16 protein-coding genes, 2 tRNA genes and 1 pseudogene are annotated in these 22787 nt (G+C 69.0%); 4 read left to right on the top strand and 15 right to left on the bottom strand.

Annotation, left to right across the window (positions count from 1 at the left end; genetic code table 11):
- The first annotated feature begins 54 nt into the window (after nucleotides 1-54).
- The 4 genes from ACZ68L_RS09880 to ACZ68L_RS09865 all read left to right on the top strand — a co-directional run bounded on the left by ACZ68L_RS09880 (nucleotide 55) and on the right by ACZ68L_RS09865 (nucleotide 3544).
- Nucleotides 55-489, top strand: coding sequence for a pentapeptide repeat-containing protein (locus ACZ68L_RS09880; RefSeq protein ID WP_469575697.1), 435 nt, complete (start codon nucleotides 55-57; stop codon nucleotides 487-489).
- 162 nt (nucleotides 490-651) lie between these two features.
- Nucleotides 652-1011, top strand: coding sequence for a hypothetical protein (locus ACZ68L_RS09875; protein ID WP_469575695.1), 360 nt, complete (start codon nucleotides 652-654; stop codon nucleotides 1009-1011).
- On the top strand, nucleotides 1011-2324 hold the full coding sequence (locus tag ACZ68L_RS09870; protein ID WP_469575693.1) for a preATP grasp domain-containing protein: 1314 nt from the start codon (nucleotides 1011-1013) through the stop codon (nucleotides 2322-2324). Before ACZ68L_RS09875 ends, ACZ68L_RS09870 begins: the two co-directional genes overlap by 1 nt.
- An 11-nt stretch (nucleotides 2325-2335) precedes the next feature.
- Nucleotides 2336-3544 (top strand): MFS transporter, encoded by a 1209-nt coding sequence (locus tag ACZ68L_RS09865; RefSeq protein WP_469575691.1) that lies wholly within the window; start codon nucleotides 2336-2338, stop codon nucleotides 3542-3544.
- A gap of 87 nt (nucleotides 3545-3631) precedes the next feature.
- On the opposite strand, the gene ACZ68L_RS09860 is transcribed toward ACZ68L_RS09865, so the two are convergent.
- The 15 genes and pseudogenes from ACZ68L_RS09860 to ACZ68L_RS09790 form a co-directional block, all read right to left on the bottom strand.
- Nucleotides 3632-4063: a hypothetical protein gene (locus tag ACZ68L_RS09860; RefSeq protein WP_469575689.1), complete on the bottom strand. Its 432-nt coding sequence runs from the start codon at nucleotides 4061-4063 to the stop codon at nucleotides 3632-3634.
- Nucleotides 4060-6159, bottom strand: coding sequence for an integrase (locus ACZ68L_RS09855; protein ID WP_469575687.1), 2100 nt, complete (start codon nucleotides 6157-6159; stop codon nucleotides 4060-4062). The genes ACZ68L_RS09860 and ACZ68L_RS09855 overlap by 4 nt, the downstream gene beginning before the upstream one ends.
- Entirely contained in the window at nucleotides 6156-7910 is a 1755-nt protein-coding gene (locus ACZ68L_RS09850) for a hypothetical protein (RefSeq protein ID WP_469575685.1), read from the bottom strand. The genes ACZ68L_RS09855 and ACZ68L_RS09850 overlap by 4 nt, the downstream gene beginning before the upstream one ends.
- Complete coding sequence (locus ACZ68L_RS09845; protein WP_469575682.1) at nucleotides 7907-9448, bottom strand: site-specific integrase; 1542 nt, start codon at nucleotides 9446-9448, stop codon at nucleotides 7907-7909. Before ACZ68L_RS09845 ends, ACZ68L_RS09850 begins: the two co-directional genes overlap by 4 nt.
- A 52-nt stretch (nucleotides 9449-9500) precedes the next feature.
- Nucleotides 9501-11309: pseudogene (locus tag ACZ68L_RS09840) on the bottom strand (ComEC/Rec2 family competence protein); the annotation flags it as partial.
- Nucleotides 11306-12133, bottom strand: a complete 828-nt coding sequence (locus tag ACZ68L_RS09835; RefSeq protein WP_469575680.1) for a ComEA family DNA-binding protein — start codon at nucleotides 12131-12133, stop codon at nucleotides 11306-11308. The gene ACZ68L_RS09835 and the pseudogene ACZ68L_RS09840, both read right to left, overlap by 4 nt.
- Before the next feature lie 532 nt (nucleotides 12134-12665).
- A complete protein-coding gene (locus tag ACZ68L_RS09830; RefSeq protein WP_469575679.1) occupies nucleotides 12666-13511 on the bottom strand; it encodes a DegV family protein in 846 nt (281 codons plus the stop codon).
- 136 nt (nucleotides 13512-13647) lie between these two features.
- Nucleotides 13648-14409: a hypothetical protein gene (locus tag ACZ68L_RS09825; RefSeq protein WP_469575678.1), complete on the bottom strand. Its 762-nt coding sequence runs from the start codon at nucleotides 14407-14409 to the stop codon at nucleotides 13648-13650.
- 198 nt (nucleotides 14410-14607) lie between these two features.
- Nucleotides 14608-17481 (bottom strand): leucine--tRNA ligase, encoded by a 2874-nt coding sequence (gene leuS, locus ACZ68L_RS09820; RefSeq protein ID WP_469575677.1) that lies wholly within the window; start codon nucleotides 17479-17481, stop codon nucleotides 14608-14610.
- Nucleotides 17482-17977: 496 nt separating this feature from the next.
- Nucleotides 17978-18050: transfer RNA gene (locus tag ACZ68L_RS09815), tRNA-Ala, on the bottom strand.
- 134 nt (nucleotides 18051-18184) lie between these two features.
- Nucleotides 18185-18418: a hypothetical protein gene (locus ACZ68L_RS09810; RefSeq protein WP_093897076.1), complete on the bottom strand. Its 234-nt coding sequence runs from the start codon at nucleotides 18416-18418 to the stop codon at nucleotides 18185-18187.
- A gap of 1005 nt (nucleotides 18419-19423) precedes the next feature.
- Nucleotides 19424-19496 (bottom strand) — tRNA-Ala (locus tag ACZ68L_RS09805).
- Between the two features lie 358 nt (nucleotides 19497-19854).
- The gene (locus tag ACZ68L_RS09800; RefSeq protein ID WP_469575886.1) at nucleotides 19855-20508 is read right to left on the bottom strand and encodes a histidine phosphatase family protein; all 654 of its coding nucleotides are present in this window, start codon (nucleotides 20506-20508) and stop codon (nucleotides 19855-19857) included.
- Nucleotides 20505-20936, bottom strand: coding sequence for a ribosome silencing factor (gene rsfS, locus ACZ68L_RS09795; protein WP_342285435.1), 432 nt, complete (start codon nucleotides 20934-20936; stop codon nucleotides 20505-20507). The genes ACZ68L_RS09800 and rsfS overlap by 4 nt, the downstream gene beginning before the upstream one ends.
- Before the next feature lie 114 nt (nucleotides 20937-21050).
- Complete coding sequence (locus tag ACZ68L_RS09790; RefSeq protein ID WP_469575674.1) at nucleotides 21051-22772, bottom strand: LCP family protein; 1722 nt, start codon at nucleotides 22770-22772, stop codon at nucleotides 21051-21053.
- Between the last annotated feature and the right edge of the window lie 15 nt (nucleotides 22773-22787).

Here is a 22787-nt window from a genome sequence, read left to right as displayed (position 1 = left end):
GAACTGCCGGAAATCCGGGCGACGGCCACCGACCCGGCTGACACGCTGGCGCACATGACCACGCCACTGACCGCGAGACAACGACTCGCCGCGCTCCACAGCCATGCGGCCGTGAACGGTGAGGACTTCACCGGCCAGAACCTGGCTTCCGCTCGCACGTCGCGGCTGCGGTTCACCCGCTGCTCGTTCATCGGGGCCGATCTACGCCACGCCACCCTGGACGGGTGTTGGTTCAAGTTCTGTGACTTCAGCGACGCAGACCTGCGCGGGGCTTCACTGCGCGAGGTCAGCCTGGCCGGATGCGATCTGCGGGGTGCTGACCTGCGCGACACCGATCTGACCGACGCCAAGTTCGGAAGCGTGAACACTGGCGTGCCCCCGCTCGGGCTGACCTACGTCACCGGTGCCCGGTTCGAAGGAGCGTCCTTGCGCAACGTTCAAGCGGAAGGCGTCATCGGGTGGCCACCGGGGCACGGCGCGAACGAGTAGGGCCTACCTGGCGGCGAGATCACGATCTACAGCTGGAGTATTAGGGAGGCGTATACGGCGCTGCAGGAGGCCGGTGCACGCATCTACGACCAGACGGTCCTGCTGCGCGGGCTCAACGACAGCCTCGACACCCTCGTCGGGCTCTTCGACGAGCTGCGCTACATGGGAATCGAGGCGCACTACCTGTTCCACTGCGTCCCGATCCGCGGCATGGACCACCATCGCACGTCCGTCGAGGAGGGCCTCGAACTGCATCGCCGGCTGGGAGCATCGGGGCTGACATCCGGCCGTGTACGACCGCACTTCACGCTGATGACGGATGTCGGCAAGGTGCCGTTGTACGAAGAGTCCATCATCGGCCGGGACGAGCACAACCGGATGCTGATACAGACCGCCTACCGGTACGAGGAGAGGATGTCCTGGGTCCCCGGCTGGCAGCTTCCCGAAAATGCCCGCGTCGACGACAACGGGTTCCTGCAGGTGTGGTACTTGGACGCTATCGGCGGAAAGGCCGAGTTCTGATGCCCCGCCTCTGGCTCGGCAACGCCTGCACCGAGCACATGGTCGACCGCATGGACCTGCTCACGCAAGATGACTTCGATGGCATCCTGTTCGCGATGAAGCGCCTGGTGTGGCTGATGCGGGACGGCGATGCCCTCGTCCTGCCCCGACCGGTGCCTGCCGACTTCCTGCATCATGTCGCCCAGCACACGGGTATCTCCCCGGCCCTCATCCACGTGATCGCGCCGGACGCAGACCTCCTCACTCAGGACTTGCTCCACTCCAAGGAGATCATCGGCCGTCTGAGGGAACTGGTCACTCCTGACTGGGAGTTCTGTCCGTACATCCACGACCGGGGCGCCGAGGTGTTCGCGCACGAGCTCGGCCTCGTCACCAGATCACGGTTCGTCGCGGAAGGCGGTGCGGAACTGCTCAACAGTAAGGTTGTCTTCCGTGCCCTGGCCGCGGGGGCCGGGTTCGCCGTCCCCGACGGCATCCCGTGTCGCACCACTGAGGATCTGCTGCGCACGCTGCGTCGGCTCTTGGCCAAGCACCCGGACGTCATCCTCAAACGCGACCGCGCCGTCGGCGGCCACGGCAACACCGTGATCACCACCGACCCGGACCTGGAAGGCACAGGAGCCCAGCGCACGATCGTCCTCGGCGATCCGACCGATAGCGAACAGGTCCTCAAGGAAGCTGGGTTGACCACCACCCATGCCCCGCAGGGTGAGATAGTCCTGGAGGTGTTCCACCCAGGCTGCACGTCCGTGTACGTCGAGGTGGACTGCCCCGAACACGGTGAAGCTGTCGTACTCAACGGAGGGCAGCTTCGTACCGACCAGCATCCGCCGGTCCTCGCCGGACTCGCGCTGCCGCCCCGGAGCGTGCCCGGACCGGCGTGGGAGCACTTCACCAGCGAGGCCTTGCGGATGGCCCGCTTCATGCAGAGCCTGGGTTATCACGGTCTGGCCAGCATCGACGCGGTGATCGACCAGGTCGGCAACCTATGGTTCAACGAGGTAAACGCGCGTCTGGGCGGCAGTACCCACCTGCATCACATCGCCGAGACTCTTGTCGGCCCGGACTGGACGGACAGCCATGTCCTGATCAGCAGGTTCAACGTCCGGGCACCGGCGCTCGCCGAGCTTCTGCGCGTCATGCGAGAACACGGGCTCACTTGGGATTCCCGGCACGGTCGTGGCATCGTCATCGCCTCCGATGACACCGCCGCCACCGGCAACATCGAGTACGTAGTCCTGGCGCACAACCACGAAGAAGCCAGTGACCTCGAAGACCAACTGACCGGCCTCCTGGCCCAGCACGACAGTTAGGATCACTACGCGTGTCGTACCGCGGCCTGTTCACCAAGCACGTCTCGATCTGGGCCGCGGTCGTCACGGCCAGCCGCCTGCCGGTGGCGATGGCGCCGCTCGCCTTCCTCTTCTACGGGCGCGGTACGGACGCCGGTTACAGCGGAGGCGCCGCTATGGCCGCCGCGTACGCCATCGCGGAAGCGATAGGCGCCCCGCTTCTCAGCATGCGCCTGCGCACGCGCCCCTACCGCCGGGAGATCACCGCTGGACTCGGACTGTCCGCCGTCGCCTTCGCCCTGCTCGCTTTCCTTCCCGCCCCTGGCACCGTGCTTGCCGTGATCCTCGCCGCATCTGCCGGCGCCGCCGCAGCTGCCGCTCCCGGTGCACTGCGCACCATGGCTGAGGACCTCGCCCCCCCGAAGCGCCTCCACGCTGCCCTCAGCCTGGAATCCACGCTCAACATGGCTGCCTGGGCCGCCTCACCGGCCCTGGTGTCATTACTCGCGCTCGAGTCCGGCCCGCAGACCCCGTTCCTCCTCGCCGCGCTAGCCACGTGTGCCGCCACCGCCGCGCTGTGGCTGCTGCCCGACAAGACCGGCGCTACGGACGGCGGACAGCGCGCCCCGCTCAAGCAAGCTCTGACGGCCTGGCCCGTCTACCTGACCAGCATCGCGGCCATGTACCTGCTGGCCAGCATCGAGCTCACACTGCCCGCCCTGCTCCAGCACCGGGAGCTGCCCGTTTCCTACAGCGGTCCGATCCTCACCTGCTTCGCGCTCGCGAGTATCCTGGGCGGCCTCGTCTATGGCGCGCGCACCTGGCCCGGCAGTGTGCAACGTCAGAGCACCCTTCTGCTCGTCATCATGATCGCGGGCGTCGCTGCCACCGCACTCGCCTCCACCTGGACCGTGATCGCCGCTCTCCTCGCTCTCACCGGTCTCCTGCAGGCGGCCGTACTGATCACCCGTAACCTCACCCTCCGCGAGCAACTGCCCGCCGATCTTCACCCCGTCGGCTACTCCGTCCTGTACGCAGGCAGCGGCATCGGCTACGGCCTCAGTGCTGCCGCCACTGGTCTCCTGCTCACCGTCACCACTCCCGACACCGCGGTCCTCATCGCCACCGGCACCACGTTCCTGCTGACAGCAGCGACGTGGCTCAGGCGGAGGGCCCCGCAGGCCAAGCAGCTGTCTGCGGATGCGCAGCGGCGGGACGCTCCTGTCCTTGAGGAAGGGTGAGAGCACGTCGCCAGTCACGTACAGCCCAAGTGCTGAAGTACCTACGGCTTGACGTGCGCCGCCTGCCCGGCTGCTCGTGCCGCCGGTTCAGGTAGTTCCCTGGGGAACTCGCGGCCGGGGTTGGGTGGGAAGCGAGCGCACTTTGGCGTCCGGGGCTGCGAGTCGCTGACGGAACTGCCGGTTCTCCATCTGTGCCTGGTGCAGGGCGCCGACCAGGGCTTCAACGTCGGATCGCAGCGCTGTGAGCTCTTTGGCGTCTGCGGCCCGCAGTTCCTTGAGTTTGGTCACTTGGCGGCGCAGTCGTTTCTCACTGTCCGGCATAGCGCCGCGGGCGCGGACCTTGTCGTAGAAGTCGTTCTTCAGGTCCGGGTGTCGCTGGGTGAGTGCGTTGCGGGGCACCTGGGCTTCCTGGGCGAGGGCCACGATGGTCAAGGCGCCGCTGGAATGTTCAGGGGTGCCGGCCAGGATCCTGTCCATGGCGGCTCGGATGCGGTCGCGTTCATCGGGGGCAGGGCTCATGACTGTTTCTCCTCCTGGACGGTGACGCGGTTGCGGAAGTGCTCGTCGGCGAGGGCTCGAAGACGGGTTGCGCGGCGGCGGAACCGGTCGGCCAGCGGGAGGGGGACGAGTTCGGAGCCGGCCTGCTTCTCCAAGGACTTGGCCAGGGAGAGGAGTTTGTCGGCGTGGTGGTCGGTGCGTGTGATGTTCGCGCAGGAGGACTGGCAGCGGTCCAGGCTGGGGGCCTCCTGCTGGCCCTCAAGGCGGTGACATAGGGCCTTGTCCCGGTTGTAGACACACATCAGGTGGCTGCCGGGGTTGTCGTAGACGGACAGCTGCGGGTTGTCCAAGATGTCCTTTGCTGCCCGGACAGTCATCACGGCGCCGACGAACTCCGGTGCGTGGGCGGCTGCATTGACGGCGCGGCGGGCCGCAGGTCCGGAGATGCCCACCCCCTCGCTCAAGTCGGCGTTCAGCGTGGCCAGGGTGTCGACGGTCGCCCGGGCGGTTTCGACATCGAGAAGGTCGTGAATGCCGTCACGGCTGCGCGAGGCATAGCCGGCACTGACCAGAGTGCGCATGTGTCCGTACTGGATCGCCAGGGCCACCAGTCCTCCGGGGCGGCGGGCGATGTGCCAGGCCAGCGTCCGCCTGAACCGTTCGGTGCCGATCGCGCCGTGCGGATCGGCAGGGACGGTCTCATGCGGCCGCTGCAACCGTGCTGCCTGGGCCGACGCCCAGGTAGCGAACCGCTCGATCCGCTCGCTCATTGTCGCGTAGGTGATGGACCCGGTGAAGTTGCGCCGCAGGGCGAAGTCGTGGGCGGCCGAGTCGAACAGCAAGGCACCTTCGGGGACGATCTGCTCCAGGACACGGATGACTCTGACCACGGGGGCGATGGCAACCCACGGCATCTCGCGCAAGATCCCCTCGGACAGATGGTTGCCGTCCTCGTCCCGGGCGGTCTTGTAGACGTTTCCGTAGATCAGATGGGGTCCCGAATCAGGCTCGGGGCAGCATCCGCTCCGCAGGCTCAGCACCTCGCCCGGCCGCATGCCGGTCAGGTAGGCCAGCACGATGAAGCAGGCCGTGCCCAGGTGACGCATCAACGGCTCGGCGTCGTCGAAGTCGATCGCCTCGGTCCACCGGTCGCCGTCGATGCGGCCCTTGACCTTGCGTTTCAGCGGGCTGGGGCCGAGGTTCGCACGGACGTACTGGCTCCGGTAACCCCGCCTGAGCACATTTTCGACCTGCCCCAGGGAGGCACCGGTCAGGGCTGAGATGTAGGGCAGGCAGGCGGCCTGTTTCCCGGAGCGGACCCAGCTGGGGATGGGCTCGCCCCGCTCCCGGCGGGCATCGACGTACTCCTTGATGCGGGCCAGGCCGAGATTGTTGGTGACCGTGGCCTCAGCCCGGCCGGTCATCTCAACGACCGTCTCCCAGGCCGTCATGATGTCCTCGGCGAAGTCGTCGACCACCCGCAGAGCCCAGATCAGCAGCGGTCCCATCGTGGCCGCGGTGATCGGATCTGCCGCGTTCTCACCGCGCGAGGTCGCCGCAGGCAGGAAGTCGTCGATCCCCTCCCGGTTCCACGGGGGTTCTCCGATCCCCAGCGGTTGGACGTCGTAGGAATCGAAGGCCCACAGCCGCGTGATCGCGGTCAGGAACGACCCCGCGTACTCACGTGACTTCGGGGTGCGCAGGTTGTCCAGCGCGAACGCCCTCAAGTCCTCCGAGGTGCACTCCGCGAGGCTGGTGATGTCCCGCTTGACCAGCCACTCGGCCAGGGCTCGCCAGCGCATCACGGTGGCGTAGAGCTTGCCGCTGCTCTGGCGGGTCCGCCAGGTAGGGACACGGCCGACCATGAAGTCGTCCGGCAGGGCCCGGTTGATCATCGACCAGGCCAGATAGCAGAACTCCTCGTGCAGCGGTGCGGGGAAGGAGCCCCAGTGCAGTGCCTGCCGACCGGCGCTCGGGTTCCCGTTGAGGGGAGACAGCGGCCAGACCATATCGCCGTATCGGGCGTTGGGAGCGTCCCGGTCGACGATCAGGTCAGCGGCAACGACGGGCGTATCGGGCCCCGGGCGGAAGGGCAGGTCAAGTAGCGCGATGGTCATAGGTCGTAGAGTCCGTTCAACAGGTCGCCGACGGCCTCGCGGTCCGCTGCGGTGACGTTCGTGAGGGCGCGGCGCCAGAGTGCTGGCCCCAGGCGTCTCTTCAGATCTGACAGACGGGCGCAGGGCTCGGACCAGTCCGCGTCCCAGACCGGCGAGGGCAGCACGTCCCGCAGTTCCTCAAGGGCCCGGTGCAGGTGGGCCAGCCGCGGGTGATGGGCGGGGTGGACGCGGGCGTTGGGGCATGCAGTGCAAAGCAGAAACGATGCTTCACAGCCGGTGCCGGGCCCGGTGATGGGGCTGTTCTCGTAGTCCGCGCAGCCGTTGGTGGCGGTCTCTACCTCACCGTCCTCGGGAATATCGGTGAGCTGGGCTGCGAACACGGTGCGGCGGGCGGCCTCCAGCGCGTCCATGGCCCCCTCGGCAATCACCGGGATGGCGGCCTGCTGGGCCTGCGGTTCGGGAATGACGTAAATGCTGTCGTGGGTGTCCTGACTGTTTTGTCCCGGCTCGCGCCGGTGCACCACGTTCGCCGTCTTGCGGGTCCGGCGCATGACGCCGCCGCCCCCGTTGGGCCCGAAGCGTGTCCCGTAGTCATCAAAGTCCGGCTTGGTCAGGCCCAAGCCGAAAGGGCCTTCCCGCAGCAGTGCCTCGTTCTGCTGCCAGTGGCGAGGTCGTGCTTCGTGCCAGATCAGCAACCTGTCCCCGGTGCAGGCCACGGACTCCAGGTAGGCGCGGGCGGGGGCGGTGGCCTCCAGTGCCTCGGTGATCAGGCGGCCTGGTGAATCGGCACCGAAGTCGGCGAGGTTGCGGGTCTCGAAGTGGTCGGCCTCGCCCTTGCGGCGCTTCTCCGACTCCATCCGGTAGATCGGGAACCGTCCCTCACCCGAGTCCGGCGTCGCCCTGGGAGTGCGCAACTCGCCGACACTGGTGGCGTTCAGGCCGTGAGCCGCGGCGAACAGGACCCCGAGCGCGGTGGCCTCCAGGCGGGAGAGATAGAGCCGCTTCCAGGTATACTGCGCGCCGTCACCGCCCATGGCCCTGGAGAAGCGGAAGACCGGCCGCATCCGGCCGTCGCCTCGTTCGTAGCGGGGAATGTGACCGGTGCGGGCGAGGCAGTCCAGCGCCTCACCGATCAGCCAGTTCTGCTGGTCCTGGTGGGGGATAGCGCCAGCGCGCCAGGACTCGAGCAGCTGGACGTTCTCGCGGATCCGCAGCAGCGCGGAGCGGAAGACCTGCCGGGCCGAGCGGCGGACCTCCTCGAACTCAGCAGGTGCGAAGGCATGTTCCTCGACCTTCACCCGGGGCACCCGCTTGGCCATGGCCGCCCGGACCGGCTGCGGCAGGCGCGGGTCCAGCTGCAGGAAGCCCGCCACGGCGGTGATCTGGACATACCCCATCTGGGTGAGCGGGCGGCTCAGCCGCCAGGCCATCCACGTCGCGGCGGTCACGTCCGGTATGTCCTGTGGCTGCTGGTCAGCTTCGCCGAGGAATTCGCCGAACGGTTTCAGCAGCCGCCACATATGGACGGACGTGTCGTGGGTGTTCCAGCCGCCGCCGGGAGCGCACTTGGCGGCGAACAGCGCGGCCAGGGACCGACGCATCGCCGGTGCGAATGACAACTCAGCAAAGTCGAAATCCTTGTCGGTGCCCATCTTGCTGCGGTGGCGCACCACCAGCCCGGATGCGTCCAGGACCACCGGACGCTGATGCCCGGCCTCGGGAAGAGCCGCTTTGCGGCCCCGCCGGCTCACGTCGTCTCCAGCAGCGTGTCGAGGTCCTGGATGCCGTCGCTCTCCTCCGCGATGCGGGCCAGCAACGAGGTGACCCGCGTCTCCGACACCGACAGCTCACCACCCTCATCGCGCGGCGCAGGGTCCGCCATCAGGGCCCGGATCTGCAGGTCCGAGACGGGAGCCAGGTAAATCTTGCGAGTCAGATCGATGTCCCGATGACCCAGCAGATCCTGCACCATGCGCCACGGATCGCCGTAGAGAAGACGGAAGTCCCGTCTCTCCTCGGGGGTGAGCCCCATCCGCACGTCCATGACGTGGTGCAGCACCACCAGCATGTAGAGGGCAAAGGAATGCCGGCACATGTGCGGCGTGCAGAACGGCGGCTCCGCCATAACCGGCCCCAGAACCTCCTCGCACCGATCCGAGGCCGTGCGGAATACCCCCTCCCACGACGCAGGCTGGAACGGAAGGCCCTGCTCGTTCAGCCACAGCCACAGTGGTTCCGGGCCCGCCGGACCCTCGGTGAAGTACGTCAACCGCTCCTCCACTGACGCGTCCGTCAGAGCTGTCTGCCCCACCACCCCATTCCGGTCGACCCAGTTCAGGACCTTCTTGCGGCGCCCCGTGACCCGCGTGACCAGACGCATCTCCTCCAGCGCGTCATAGCGGCCCACAGTTTGCGCGCGCCGGATCACCCGGGCCCGCAGCGACTCCATGTAGCTCTCCACCTCGCCGACCACGGGCGATGCCACGTAATAGGTGCGGGCCCGCCTGGACTTCGTCACCCTCTTCGCAAGCCGCCCCGTGTAGTAGCGCGCGCCTCCCAGTCGCAGTCTCGGCACCTCGATCGTCAGCAGCGATGCCCCTTCGGTCAGCCGCATCCCAGAGGAGAACAACAGATTGGCGAAGGCGACATTGCGGACCTCCAGCCGTCCCCACCACCCCGGCGCCGGGAGGCCCGCCGCCGTGTAGCCGCGCAGGCCCACGTCCACCCACAGCCGGAACATTCGCGGAGTCAGCCAGTGCACATCACTGGACTTGGCATCCTTGGCCCGGGCCTCCGGCGACTGCACCGCGGCACCTTGATAGCCGGCCACGGAGTGCATCAGGATCGGGTTGTCCACCATGTTTTCGGTGGCAACCGCCCACTTGTACAGGCGGGTCAAAGCAGCAAGGCCTCGGTTCCACCGTGCGGCACCGATCTTCTGCGGGTTTCGCGGCGAACGCGTGCGCCAATCCTCAAAATCCCACAGATCGTCAGCCGTGGCCTCGTCCCACACCTTGCCCCTGGCCCATAGGAAATCGAAGAAGATTACGTAGTCGTCGGTGTAATTCCGCTTGGTCTCAGTCGCCAGCCGGGCAAAGGAAGACCGGCACAGATACAGACTCAGCAATTCGTCAATTCGGAAGTCAGGCGACAACAGGATCGGATCCCCAGCATGGATTCCCGTCCGCTCCTCCCTCGCGGTCAGGTCCCCCCAACCCGTCAACTCGGGCACCCGCCCGGCATCGACGGCACGGTTCCTCGGCACCCAAAATATGCGCCAGTCAGTCACAACTCACCCTCTCGCTTCGGCTTCAACACGTTCATTCAACAGGGAAGATCACACACATCGCGAACGCCCAGTCCGGCGGCGGCCATCCGGACAGCACCCGGGTGAGCGGGACCGGGCGCAACACCGCGAGGAGCAGCAGTAGCACGGCGGCCGAACAGACCCAGGGACGGCGCACGATACGACGGGCGCACAGCACCAAGAGAGCCGTCAGCGCGGCGAGCAGCAGCGCGCCCCTCCCGCCGTCGGGCCAGTCGATCTCCGCACCGGGCAGGGCCTCCCCGGTGCGGGCCACCGAGGCGATCCACCCGGCCGGCCACCCCGCGATCCGGGCGAGCAGCTCTGCCACCGGCATGGCCACCGGTGCCAGGGCGAGTGCGGCGAAACCGAGAACCGTGGCGGGCGCCACCGCGAACTCCGCCAGCAGATTGCACGGGATCGCCACCAGGCTGACCCGGGAGGCGAGCAGGACGACCACCGGCGCGCACACCGCCTGCGCAGCGGCGGCCGCGGCCAGCGCCTCGGCGAGCCGGGGCGGAACTCGACGCCGCTGCAGCGCGTCGCTCCATTTCGGGGCGATGGTGAGCAGGGCTCCGGTGGCCAGGACGGAGAGGACGAAGCCGTAACTGCGCGCCATCCACGGGTCGTACAGCACCAGCAGGAGGACCGCGGCGGCCAGCGCGGGGATCAGTGACCTGCGGCGTCCCGTGCCGATGGCAAGCAGCGTGATCAGTCCGCAGGCCGCGGCCCGCAACACGCTCGGCTCGGGTCTGCAGACGATGACGAAGGCGAGCGTGAGCCCGCCGCCGAGCAACGCGGTCATCCGCAGCGAGATGCCCAACCTGGGGGCCAGGCCTCGGCGTTCTGCGCGCGTCGCCGTGCCCGGCGGTCCGATCAGAAGGACGAGCAGGATCGCCAGGTTGGCACCGGAGACCGCCATCAGGTGGGTGAGGTCGGCCGCCCGGAAGGCATCGTGCAGTTCCGGGGTGACCCGTGAGGTGTCGCCGACCACCAGGCCCGGCAGCAGAGCCCGCGCATCGGGATCGAGCCGCTCGGTCGCCTGCCGCAGACCCTCACGCAGGGCACCCGCCGTGCGCTGGACCGAGGAGGGCGGCCCGGTGACGCGGGGCGGGCCTTTGCCCTCCGGCCGCAGCACGGCGGCATTGCGCTCCCCGTCGTGCAGCGAAGGCGCCAGCCGACCGCCGACGCGCAGTCGTGTGGCAGGGAGCAACTGCTGCCACTGGGCCGTCGATCGGCCGGGCTGGACGATGAGCAGCACCGGCGTGCTCAACCGGGTGACCGCTCCGTCTGGCCCGGTCAGCGCTGTGATCTCGGCGTCCATGAGAAGCGACGCGGGCGCGCTGTGATCGCCGCGCACCCGGGGCAGGGTCCACCGGGCGTCGGACGTCACCGTGACCTCCGCCTCGACCCTCGCGAACCGCTGGGCCAGCCCCAGGACCGGCCCCTGCCGTGCATCGGCGCGGTGCAACCCGGCCGACGCGGCCCCGGCCGCCGCGCAGAGGAGTGCCGCAGCCGCGGCCGTCACGGTTGTGGTCGCGTTGCTGCGCGGCCGCCGGCTGCGCGCGCCTTCGCCCCGCGCAGCCCCTCCCCCGGTAGCGGCCGGCCACCTGCGCATCGCACGGGTCGCCGAAACTCCCGGCATCGCCAGGAGCACCATGGCCGCTCCGACGCAGAGCATCACGCCCACCGCCGTCCACCGCCCCGGCGTGCTCAGCGCGAGCGACGCTCCGGCCCAGGCCGCCATGGCCGGCGGGACCAGCCGGAGGTCGAGCGGGCCCTCCTGCCGCGGGTCGGAGATACCCAACCGCCGGCCCGACGCCGCATGGACGTCCGGGGGACTCACGGCCCCACCAGCGGCCGGAGGTCGGCGAACCGGCGGTCGCCGATCCCGTTGACCTCGCGGAGTTCATCGACGGACCGGAAGCCGCCGTGCTGTGTGCGGTAATCGATGATGCGCTGGGCGAGAACCGGACCGACACCGGGCAGGGTGTCGAGCTGTTCGACGGTCGCCTGATTGAGACTGACCGGTCCGGCCACGGGGCCGCTGCCGGCCCCCGGAGCGACTCCTCCCGTACCGCCGGTGCCAGGGGCGCCGGGTGCGACACCCACCACGATCTGCTCACCGTCCATGAGCACGCGAGCCCGGTTGAGACCCGCGAGATCGGCGCCGGGCCTGGCTCCGCCCGCGGCTCGCAGCGCATCGGTGACCCTTGAGCCGGACGGCAGTCGAAGGACTCCCGGCCTGCGGACCTTTCCACTCACATCGACGACGACGTGCCCGTCCGGCCCTGTCGCAAGTGGCGCCCCGGGTGACGGTTCGGGCATCGCGCCGCCCGCCGTCGCCGATTCCGAAGTCCGGTTGCGCGCAGCCTCGTTGACCGGATCAGGAACGCGTACGGAGTGTGGGCGTGCGGACCAGAAGTGCACCGCGGCAAAGACCGCGGCCACGACCAGGACAACGGCCAGTGCGGCGAGGGTCCGCGGCTCGACGCCGCATCTGAGCTGCAGCCACACCGGAATCCGCTCCCGCAACGCGGGAACCATCCGCTCCCATCGCCCCGGCTCTCCGGAGCCGGGCACCGGGGGCGGCGTCGGGGTGGCCGTCGAGACCGACACCGGGACAGCCGCCGGGGGCGATGTGGAAGACGTGGCTGTCACCGCGGTCATGGCCACAGTCCTGCCGGCAGCGGAACTTGACGTCGGGGTCGGGCCCGGGGTTCGAACCGGGGCGGAAGCAGAAGCGGAAGCTCCAGCAGGGACAGAGAAGGAAGAGGGCGCAGGTGCCGCAGCGGAGGCAGAGACGGAAGCGGGGGCCGAAGCGGAGAAGGGCGCCGAGGCGGAGGCGGGGGCCGAAACCGGAGCCACTGCCATCCCCGATGCGGGCCGCGCCACTCGTCCGCCGGGCGCGCCTGCCATGAGGGCCTCCGCCCGGCGCCGCGAAGCCGCCGCTATGTCCTCCGCGCGCCCACGCGAGGACCGTCGTCGTCCGGGGCCCAGACCGGGGCCGCTACCGGCGCGGCCGGGACCGCTGCCGCTTCCGCTGGTTGCACGATGTGATCGGGGAGCCATGCCTCACGACGGTAGGCACATCCGTCCGGACTCGCCGAGCGGGCTCAATTCCGGTGGACAACCGACCAGTTGTGGACAACTCGACCACCCCGATGAGTGAAAGCCGATGAGCGGGGTTGTCGGACCGACTTCAGCGCGGCGAGACCACGGCTCCGAGCAGACCGGGCCCGGTGTGCGCTCCGATCACCGCGCCCACCTCGCTGACATGCAGTTCGACGAGACCGGGCACCCGCTCGCGCAACCGCTCGGCAAGCCGCTCGGCCCGCTCGGGTGCCGCCAGGTGATGCACCGCGATGTCCACCCGGTCACCGCCCGCCCGCTCCGTGACGATCTCCTCCAGGCGCGCGATCGCCTTCGAGGCCGTCCGTACCTTCTCCAGCAGCTCGATGCGGCCTCCGTCCAGCTGGAGCAGCGGCTTCACGGCGAGCGCCGAACCCAGCAGTGCCTGCGCGGCCCCGATACGGCCGCCGCGGCGCAGATAGTCCAGCGTGTCGACGTAGAAGTACGCGGAGGTGCCCGCGGCACGCTTCTCCGCCGCCGCGACGGCCTCGTCCAGGCTTCCGCCCGCCTCGGCAGTCTCCGCAGCCGCCAGGGCGCAGAATCCAAGGGCCATGGCGACCATCCCGGAATCGACGACCCGTACCGGGACCGGCGCGTCCTTCGCCGCGAGCAGAGCGGCGTCGTACGTACCCGAGATCTCGGCCGAGAGGTGCAGCGAGACGATGCCGTCGGCTCCCGCCTCGGCGGCCGCCCGGTACGCGGCGGCGAAGACTTCCGGGCTGGGCCGGGAGGTCGTCACGGAGCGACGCTTCTGGAGTGCCAGTGCGAGGGAGCGGGCCGAGATCTCGGTGCCGTCCTCCAGGGCCTGATCACCGAGGACGACGGTCAGCGGCACCGTGGTGATGCCGTGCCGCTCCATCGCCTCGGGCGGCAGGTAGGCCGTGGAATCGGTGACGATCGCGACATGGCGGGACATGAGCGGGAGGTTACCTGGCGAGTCCGCGGCTCGGCAGTCCGACCCCGACCGAATGATCGCTCCCGATCCCTTCGGACCGCATCCTGTCGCCGCCGGTCGACGAACGTCTGGGTTCGTTCGTCGTTCCGGGCCGGGCTCAGTTCGTCGTTTCCGGCCGGGCCGCCTTCTGCCACGGGTACGCGGTCTGCCGTCGCGGATCCGGAGCCGTGATCGCCTGTGCCGCTTCATCGGCCGACCCGGCCCCCTGCCCCCGTCGGCTCCCCTGCGCCTGCCCCGGTCCCTGCCCCAGCCGGCTCCCCGGCTCTTGCCCCTCGCCCTGTGGCTGTCCCTGTCCGCGGGCCGGCTCGTCCGGCTCCACCGTCCAGTGCCGCAGCGCCCCCGCCTCCACGTCGATCTGCGCGTTCAGCGCGTCCAGATCGTCCTCGATGAACCGCCGCGCCCGGTCGCGCGCGGCCCAGCGCAGCGAATCCGCCGAGTGCGTGATCCGCTCCGTACGCTGCTTCAGGGTCGGCAGCAGCGAGGCGACCGTCGCGCGGTCGGGTTCGCGCTCCAGTCGCTTCAGGTCGTCGTCCAGCTCCCGACCGTGAGCACTCAGCCGCTGGAAGAGGCCCAGCGACTCCGAGAGCGAGGCATCCTCCACGACGCCCGTCTGCAGCGCCTCCTGTGTGGCCCGCATGGACGTGCGCAGCGCGAGCCGCAGCTGTGCCAGCTCACCGGCCACGCCCGGCTGGCCGTAGCTCTTCGCCCGCAGCGTGGTGTCCTCGACAGTGCGGCGTGCCTGGGTGATCGTGCGATCCACGCCCCGCTTCGCCGCGCCGATGGCCTTGACGCCCGCGTAGACGCCCAGGGCCACGAACGCGAAAAAGAGCAACCCCAGAATCAGGATCACGGCTTCCATGAGCGCCCCTCGGATGTCGTTTCGGCTGCCGGGTGCCGGCCCCTCCACGGTAAACGGAAAGGGCAGGCTGCGGGTTCCTTCGGAACCCCCAACCTGCCCGTAGGGGAACGCCCCCACATCGCCGTACGGCAGGCGCGGTTACGCGACGAACGTCACGCGAGAACGGTGGACACCCTCACGCGGCGACCGTCGGCGCCGTCACGCCGGGACGATGTTGACCAGCTTCGGAGCGCGCACGATCACCTTGCGGATGCCCGCACCGTCCAGCGCCGCAACCACGGCCGGGTCGGCCAGGGCCAGTGCTTCCAGCTCCTCGTCGGTGATCGACGGGGAGATCTCCAGGCGTGCCTTGACCTTGCCCTTGACCTGCACGACACAGGTCACGGCCTCGTCCACGACGTATGCCGGGTTCGCGACCGGGAAGTCCTCGTGCACGACCGACTCGGTGTGGCCCAGTCGCCGCCACAGCTCCTCGGCGATGTGCGGCGCCAGCGGTGCCACCAGCCGCACCAGCGACTCGGCGACGCTCCGGGACAGCGGGCCGCCCGCCTTGGTCAGGTGGTTGTTCAGCTCGGTGACCTTGGCGATGGCCGTGTTGAAGCGCATCCCGGCCATGTCCTGACCCACCCCGTCGATCGCCTTGTGCAGCGCCCGCAGCGTCTCCTCGCCCGGCTCCGTGTCGACGACGGTGACCTCGCCGGTCTCCTCGTCGACGACATTGCGCCACAGCCGCTGCAGCAGTCGGTACTGGCCGACGACGGCACGCGTGTCCCACGGCCGCGACACGTCCAGGGGGCCCATCGCCATCTCGTACAGGCGCAGCGTGTCCGCCCCGTACTCGGCGCAGATCTCGTCCGGCGTGACGGCGTTCTTCAGGGACTTGCCCATCTTGCCCAGGACGCGGCTGACCTTCTCGTCCCGGTAGTAGAACTTTCCGTCGCGCTCCTCGACGTCCGCCGCCGGGACCGCGATGCCGCGGCTGTCCCGGTAGACGAACGCCTGGATCATGCCCTGGTTGTACAGCTTGTGGAACGGCTCCGCGGACGAGACGTGCCCCAGGTCGTGCAGCACCTTGGACCAGAAACGGGCGTACAGCAGGTGCAGCACGGCGTGCTCGGCGCCGCCGACGTACAGGTCGACGCCACCCGTCGGCTGCCCCTCTCGCGGGCCCATCCAGTACTGCTCGATCTCCGGGTCGACCAGCTTCCGGTCGTTGTTCGGGTCCAGGTAGCGCAGCTCGTACCAGCAGGAGCCGGCCCAGTTGGGCATGGTGTTGGTCTCGCGGCGGTACTTCCTGGGACCGTTGCCGTCGCCCAGGTCCAGGGTGACGTTGACCCAGTCGGCGTTCCGCGACAGCGGGGTCTCGGGCTGGGTGTCGGCGTCCTCGGGATCGAAGGTACGCGGCGAGTAGTCGTCGACTTCCGGCAGTTCCAGGGGCAGCATCGACTCGGGCAGCGGGTGGGCGATGCCGTCCTCGTCGTAGACGATCGGGAAGGGCTCTCCCCAGTAGCGCTGACGGCTGAACAGCCAGTCGCGCAGCCGGAAGTTGACGGTGCCCTCGCCGACACCGTGCGCCTTCAGCCACTCGGTGATCTCCGCCTTGGCGTCGACGACGCCCAGGCCGTCCAGCGAGATCTCGTCATTGGCGGAGTTGACCAGCTTCGCTTCGTACGAGGCGAAGGCTTCGTCCCAGGTCGAGGGGTCCGTGCCACGGTCGTCCGACGGCTCGACGACACAGCGCATCGGCAGCTCGAAGGCGCGCGCGAAGGCGAAGTCGCGCGCATCGTGCGCCGGTACGGCCATGATCGCGCCGGTGCCGTAGCCCATCAGGACGTAGTCCGCGATGAATACGGGCACCTTCTCGCCGCTGACCGGGTTGGTCGCGTACGCACCGGTGAAGACACCGGTCTTGTCCTTGGCCTCGGCCTGCCGTTCCACGTCGGACTTGGCGGCGGCCAGCTTGCGGTACGCGGTGACGGCCTCGGCCGGGGACGCGTGTCCGCCGGTCCACACCGGGTGGGTGCCCTCGGGCCAGGCGGCCGGAATGATCCGCTCGACCAGCTCGTGCTCGGGCGCCAGCACCATGTAGGTGGCACCGAACAGGGTGTCCTGGCGGGTGGTGAAGACGGTGATGTCACCCGCGCCGTCGACCGGGAAGTCGACGCGCGCCCCCTCGGAACGCCCGATCCAGTTGCGCTGCTGCAGCTTGATGGCCTCGGGCCAGTCCAGCCCGTCCAGGTCGTTCAGCAGCCGGTCGGCGTAGGCGGTGATGCGCATGTTCCACTGGCGCAGCTTGGCCTTGAAGACGGGGAAGTTTCCGCGCTCGGAGCGTCCGTCGGCCGTCACCTCCTCATTGGCCAGGACGGTGCCCAGACCCGGCGACCAGTTGACGGGCGCGTCGGAGGCGTACGCCAGGCGGTACCCGCCCAGGACGTCCGCGCGCTCGGCGGCACTCAGCGCGCTCCAGTCACGGCCGTCCGGGGTGGCACGCGCACCGCTCTCGAACTGTGCGACCAGCTCGTCGATCGGACGCGCCCGGTCGGCCTCGGTGTCGTACCAGGAGTTGAAGATCTGCAGGAAGATCCACTGGGTCCACTTGTAGTACTCCGACTCGATCGTGGCGAACGAGCGGCGCTTGTCGTGCCCCAGACCCAGCCGGCGCAGCTGTGCGGTCATGTTCTCGATGTTCGCCTTGGTGGAGACCCGCGGGTGCGTGCCGGTCTGCACGGCGTACTGCTCCGCGGGCAGGCCGAAGGCGTCGAAGCCCAGGGTGTGCAGCACGTTGTGCCCGGTCATCCGCTGGTGACGGGCGAAGACATCGGTGGCGATGTAGCCCAGGGGGTGACCGACGTGCAGCCCCGCACCCGAGGGGTACGGGAACATGTCCATGATGAACTTCTTCGGCTTGGCGGCCAGTTCCGGATCGTCCGCCAGGTCACCGGTCGGATTCGGCGCCTCGTACGTGCCCTCGGCGTCCCAGAAGTCCTGCCAGCGTGCCTCGATGTCGGCGGCCATCGCCGCCGTGTAGCGGTGCGGCGCAGCCGTCTCGGCTGCGGAATTCGTCTCGCTCATGATCCTCAAAGCTCCATCGATCGTCATCTGCCGGCGCCCACGTCTACGGACACGCGTCTACGGAAACGAAAAATCCCCTCGCACAGGAGGGGACGCCGCGCCGATTCCGACCAGGCATTCTCACCGGTCGGGACTGATCAGCGCGGCTCGCTAAGCAGAAGGCGTACGGCACGCATGGCGCCAGGGTACCGCACGGACCCGGAGCCGGTCCGGACACGGCCGCTCCGTGACCGGATCGGCACGCGCCTACCTGCGTCCCGCTGAGCGCGCGACGGACGGCGGAGCTGATCGGATTCGGCTCGCCGCACGGTCCTGCCGATGGAGGTCATCGCCGCGACCGGTGCGCCGCGCAGGGCCTTCCGGGCAAGGTCGGCTCGACCGCGCCCCTGAAGGCACAGCGCGCCAAGTGAAGGCTCGCGGCAACGGCCGCAATTGACACGTATACAAAAGAAGCGGGTCATCCTCGGAGGATGACCCGCTTCTCATTTCTTCACTGTGGAGCTAAGGAGAATTGAACTCCTGACCTCCTGCATGCCATGCAGGCGCTCTACCAACTGAGCTATAGCCCCGTGCCGTGTGCCGCCCGGTTCCCCCTGGCGACATCGAGAACATTACCGGTGACCCCACCCCTCCACCAAATCCATTCCAGCCCGGCCCGATTTAACCGATTTGCGGCACCTCGGCCATGCGCTGAGGCAGGGTCTCAGGCAGTGGCGAAGGAGTAGAAGCGTTTGAGGGTGCAGTGCTCCTCCAGCAGCCGTCCGTAGATCGGCTCCCCCTCCAGCTCGCGGTAGGTTTCGATCGGGTCACCCTTTATGACCAGCGCCCGCGCACACTCCTCGCACCAGTACTGGTACTCCGGATTGATCGGATCCATGTCCCTGACGATGGGCGTACCGCTGCCGCACCAGTCGCATTTCCGCCTGTGGGCACCCATGAGTCAGCTCCGGCTTTGGCCGCGGGCAGTGCACACGCAGAGGGCTCCGCCGTTCCCGCCGAGCACGCGGGCCGCGTGGGACGGGCCGACGGCAGGACGGCCGGTGCTGGCGCGGCGTTGGGGAACAAGGAGCAGGTCCGGGACCTCGTGGCGGCTCGCAGGCATCGCGCGCTCCCTCCCGTTCGGTCCGTCGCCCCCTCCGGCGGTCCGATTCTGCCATGACCCCGCAAGGGGGTCAGCCCGCCCGATGTCCGGCCGGTCGCCGACGCCGCACAAGACCCGCCGACGCACCTGCCGTCGCGGCCCCCGGTAGCGCGGGACCGCATCCCGCCAGGCATGCCCCGACCTCTGTCTCCCGGACGCATCAAGGCGGTTGAGCCGACGCGAGCCGAATGTCACGGCACCCGTCAGCCGACCCACCTGAGTGACGGTCACCAGGACACCGCTCACGTCGGCAGCATCTTCAGGACGTGCATGCGCCAACACGCCCGTGCGGGTGGGACCGTAGCCCGGTGCCATCCCGCCTGCCCGTCGTCGCGAAGGCCGCATACGGCCCCGGGGCCCGTCGTCGCCGCCACGGATCACCGGACCGACGGCCACCGCGTCGACGGCCATTGGCCGAACCCGCCCGGAAGCAGGGCTCCTTGAGAGTGGCGAGTCCGATCAGGTGGGTCCGGCCATGTCCATGCGGTCACCAAGTCCGCCGTCGGCGCCGAGTGGCAGGCGTACGCGATGGTGCGGCCGGCCGCGAGGAGTTGCCGAGCGGCGACCGCCATGAGGGGATGACATCGACGCCACTGACCGTCAACGGGCTGCCCGATGACTTCAGTGCCACTCACCGTCAACGGGTTGCCGGAGTGCCGGATCGCGGTCCGCACCTCGGCCGACGAGGAGAGCCGACAGCAGGCGGTGGCACTGGGAGGTGTGACCTGGAGTGTGGTCGGGGTGGAGTGCGGTCGGGGGAAACGAAGATCCCGCCCTCTGATGAGGACGGGATCTTGATTGTGGAGCTAAGGAGAATTGAACTCCTGACCTCCTGCATGCCATGCAGGCGCTCTACCAACTGAGCTATAGCCCCGCTGTTCGCTGTGTTTCTCTGCGTTTCCGCGCTGCGAACAAGAAGAACTTTAGCCTGTGACCAGCCAGAAAGTGAAATCCGGCCGACGCCGCCCGGAGGTGGCCTCCGAGCGCCGCCCCCGATCACCGGAAGACAGGCCCCGGCCCTCCTCCACGGCGCTCCCGGCACTTCCGAGGTGGCCCCACTGGCCACAGCACCAGGGTCTTTCGTTTGGATCAGGCCGGATCAGGGAGCGGGGTCCGGTGCCGTGGATCGCGAGGCGGAGGAGGGAGGCATGGCAGAGCCATGGCGACCGACGACAACACGGCGAGGCACGGCACCGGGGCGCGCGAGCCCGGCAAGATCCGGAGGAAAGACCCTAGGTGTCGTCGCCGAGCACCGGCTCGGGCAGAGTGCCGGCGTTGTGCTCCAGCAGTCGCCAGCCGCGCGCCCCCTCACCCAGCACCGACCAACAGCAGTTGGAGAGCCCGCCGAGTCCTTCCCAGTGGTGCGACTCCAGGCCCAGCAGCCGACCGATGGTGGTGCGGATGGTGCCGCCGTGGCTGACCACGACGAGCGTGCCTCTGTCGGGCAGCTTGTCGGCGTGTCCGAGCACGACCGGGGCGGCCCGGTCGGCGACCTCGGTCTCCAGCTCACCGCCGCCGCGGCGCACGGGCTCGCCGCGCTTCCACGCGGCGTACTGCTCCCCGTACTGCCCGACGATCTCCTCGTGCGTGAGGCCCTGCCAGGCGCCCGCGTAGGTCTCACGCAGTCCCGCGTCGTGCGCGACTTCGAGGCCGGTGATCGCCGCGAGCTCGGCGGCCGTGGCCGCCGCACGCTGCAGATCGGAGGCGACGATCGCGTCCGGCTTCAGCGAGGCGAGCAACCGGGCGGCCCGCTCAGCCTGTCCGACACCGGTCTCGGTGAGCCCGATGTCCGTGGAGCCCTGGAACCGGCGCTCCAGATTCCATGCCGTCTGGCCGTGCCGCCAGAGAACGATCCTGCGGCCCCTGCCGCTTCCGGTGCCGTTCAGCTCTGCTCACCTTCCGTGCCGCCGGTGAGCCTGGCGTGCTCCTCGGCCTTGCCGCGGGTCTTGACGGCGTCCTCGGGAAGCGCGATCTCGGGGCAGTCCTTCCAGAGGCGCTCCAGCGCGTAGAAGACCCGCTCCTCGCTGTGCTGGACGTGGATGACGATGTCGACGTAGTCGAGGAGGATCCAGCGCGCGTCGCGGTCGCCCTCACGGCGTACCGGCTTGGCGCCGAGCTCCTTCTGGAGCCGTTCCTCGATCTCGTCGACGATCGACTTGACCTGGCGGTCATTGGGGGCCGAGGCCAGCAGGAAGGCGTCCGTGATCGACAGCACGTCGCTGACGTCGTACGCGATGATGTCGTGCGCGAGCCGGTCGGCGGCCGCCTGGGCGGCGGCGTTGATGAGCTCGATGGAGCGGTCCGTGGCGGTCACAAGCAGGCTTTCGTCGGCGGTCAGATCAACCTCTAGGGTCTCACGGACCGCCGACAGCCCACGCAGCGAACGTTCGACGATCGAATCGACGTCATCCGAGCGGTGCGGACCCGGTCATTTGATCGTGTAGTCCTGGCCGATCACGACGGACACATCGGCGTTCGCGGCGGGCTTGCCCTGCTTCACCGCGCTCGTCGGCAGGCCCAGGGTCTTCGCGGTCTGCGTCGCCTTGTCCTTGTCCGCCGCGGTCTTGTAGACGACCTCGGACAGCGCCACGGTCTCGGCCGTTCCGCCGCCGACGAAGGCATAGCCGCCGTTGACCAGCTTGATCCGGGCGGACTCCGTGCCGTCCTTGTCACCGGTGGCGTTCTTGACTGCGACCCGCACCGCCGCGCCGGCGTCCGGGGCCTTCACCGTGCCGCCGAGGATGTCCTTGACGACGCTCTCGGTGGCCGCTTCGGTGAGCGTGCCGTCGGCCTGTACCGGCAGGAGTGCCGTCTTGTAGTCGCCGATCTTGGCGCGCTGCGCGAGCTTCGCCAGTGAGGCGCCGAGATCCTTCTCCGGGAGGGACGGGTCGAGGATCTGGCCCAGCGTCTGCACGGTGACCGTGGCGGTCTTCGGGTCGTCCGAGATCTTCCGCAGAACGCCCCGCAGAACCTCTCCGAACCGCATGAGCTGCTTCGTCTCGGCCTCACCGGGCGCCCGGTAGGTGGCGTACGCGACGGCCATCTGACCGCTCAGCGTCTGCCCCTCGCCCTTCTTCACCAGCGGGGAAGCACCCTTCTTCGTGTCGGGCACCTCGGTGTCGGTGTCGATCTCGATGCTGCCGACCAGATCGACGAGGGTCTCCAGATAGGGGGTGTCGAGCCGCCACGTACCGCTGATCCTGGTGCCGAGCAGTGTGTCGATGGAGTCGCGGGTACCGGTGGTGCCGTCGTCCTCGACGGACTTGCCGAGGGTCGTGACACCTTCGTCGTCGGAGACCACGAGCGAGTTGGGGAGCAGGACGGTGGTCCCCTGTTTGGTCGTCACATTGTCGACGAGCAGCGCCGTGGAAGTGCCGCCCTTCTTGGTGTTGTGCAGATGGACCACGATGACGTCCCGCTGCTGCGGGCCCGTCGAGGCCGCGTTGTCCTTCTCCGAGCCGGAGAGGCCCGGGAGCTTTCCGGCGGACCAGAGGTAGCCGACACCGCCGACCACCACCAGGGCCACCACAACTATCAGTGCGACCATGCGGTTGCGGCCGCGACGTCGTGCCTCCTCGCGCCGCTCACTGCGGCTCTCGGTGAACTTCAGCCAGTCGATGACGTCTTCGGAGTCCTCGTCGGGCTCTTCGATGAAGGAGAACTGTTCGGTGCGGTATTCGGCGCGGCGCTGCCCTGGAACAGCCGGTTCCGGCTCAGTCCCGGCGTCGGGCTCCGGCCGGGGCTCCGGCGTGACCGGCGTCGGCGCGGGCGGGGCCTGCTGCGCGGCGGCCTGCTGCGGGATGTTCCACTGCTGGGTGGTGTCGACCGCGGCGGGCTGCCTGCCGGTGTCGTAGCTGTAGCCCTCATAACCGCCGTACGCCTGCTGCTGGGGCTGCTGGGGCTGCTGGGAGCCGTACGGGTCGTACTGCTGCTGCGGCTGCACGGGTTGCGGCTGCTGAGGCTGCGCGTACGGGTCGTATCCGTACCCCTGATCGGCCTGATGTGACTGCTGCTGCGGCTGCTGAGGCGCATACGGGTCGTACGCCTGCTGTCCGGGCTGCTGCTGGTACACCGGCTGCCCGTACTCGTCGTAGCCGACGATCTGCGGCTGCTGGTAGTACGGGTCGTACGGGTTCTGTCGGTCGTTCACCGGTGCCCCTCTGCG

It is taken from the genome of Streptomyces sp. NPDC104309, assembly GCF_055584025.1.
The sequence above is the reverse complement of the archived record's forward strand: the minus strand, read 5'-3'. Positions and strand labels throughout refer to the sequence as shown.

What these genes read in the sequence shown, in the direction of transcription:
- ACZ68L_RS09825 (WP_469575678.1), bottom strand. Translation starts at nt 14,409, where the DNA reads ATGGAAGCCGTGATCCTGATTCTGGGGTTGCTCTTTTTCGCGTTCGTG.
- ACZ68L_RS09875 (WP_469575695.1), top strand. Translation starts at nt 652, where the DNA reads ATGGGAATCGAGGCGCACTACCTGTTCCACTGCGTCCCGATCCGCGGC.
- ACZ68L_RS09870 (WP_469575693.1), top strand. Translation starts at nt 1,011, where the DNA reads ATGCCCCGCCTCTGGCTCGGCAACGCCTGCACCGAGCACATGGTCGAC.
- ACZ68L_RS09835 (WP_469575680.1), bottom strand. Translation starts at nt 12,133, where the DNA reads ATGACCGCGGTGACAGCCACGTCTTCCACATCGCCCCCGGCGGCTGTC.
- ACZ68L_RS09880 (WP_469575697.1), top strand. Translation starts at nt 55, where the DNA reads ATGACCACGCCACTGACCGCGAGACAACGACTCGCCGCGCTCCACAGC.
- leuS (WP_469575677.1), bottom strand. Translation starts at nt 17,481, where the DNA reads ATGAGCGAGACGAATTCCGCAGCCGAGACGGCTGCGCCGCACCGCTAC.
- ACZ68L_RS09860 (WP_469575689.1), bottom strand. Translation starts at nt 4,063, where the DNA reads ATGAGCCCTGCCCCCGATGAACGCGACCGCATCCGAGCCGCCATGGAC.
- ACZ68L_RS09810 (WP_093897076.1), bottom strand. Translation starts at nt 18,418, where the DNA reads ATGGGTGCCCACAGGCGGAAATGCGACTGGTGCGGCAGCGGTACGCCC.
- ACZ68L_RS09855 (WP_469575687.1), bottom strand. Translation starts at nt 6,159, where the DNA reads ATGACCATCGCGCTACTTGACCTGCCCTTCCGCCCGGGGCCCGATACG.
- ACZ68L_RS09830 (WP_469575679.1), bottom strand. Translation starts at nt 13,511, where the DNA reads ATGTCCCGCCATGTCGCGATCGTCACCGATTCCACGGCCTACCTGCCG.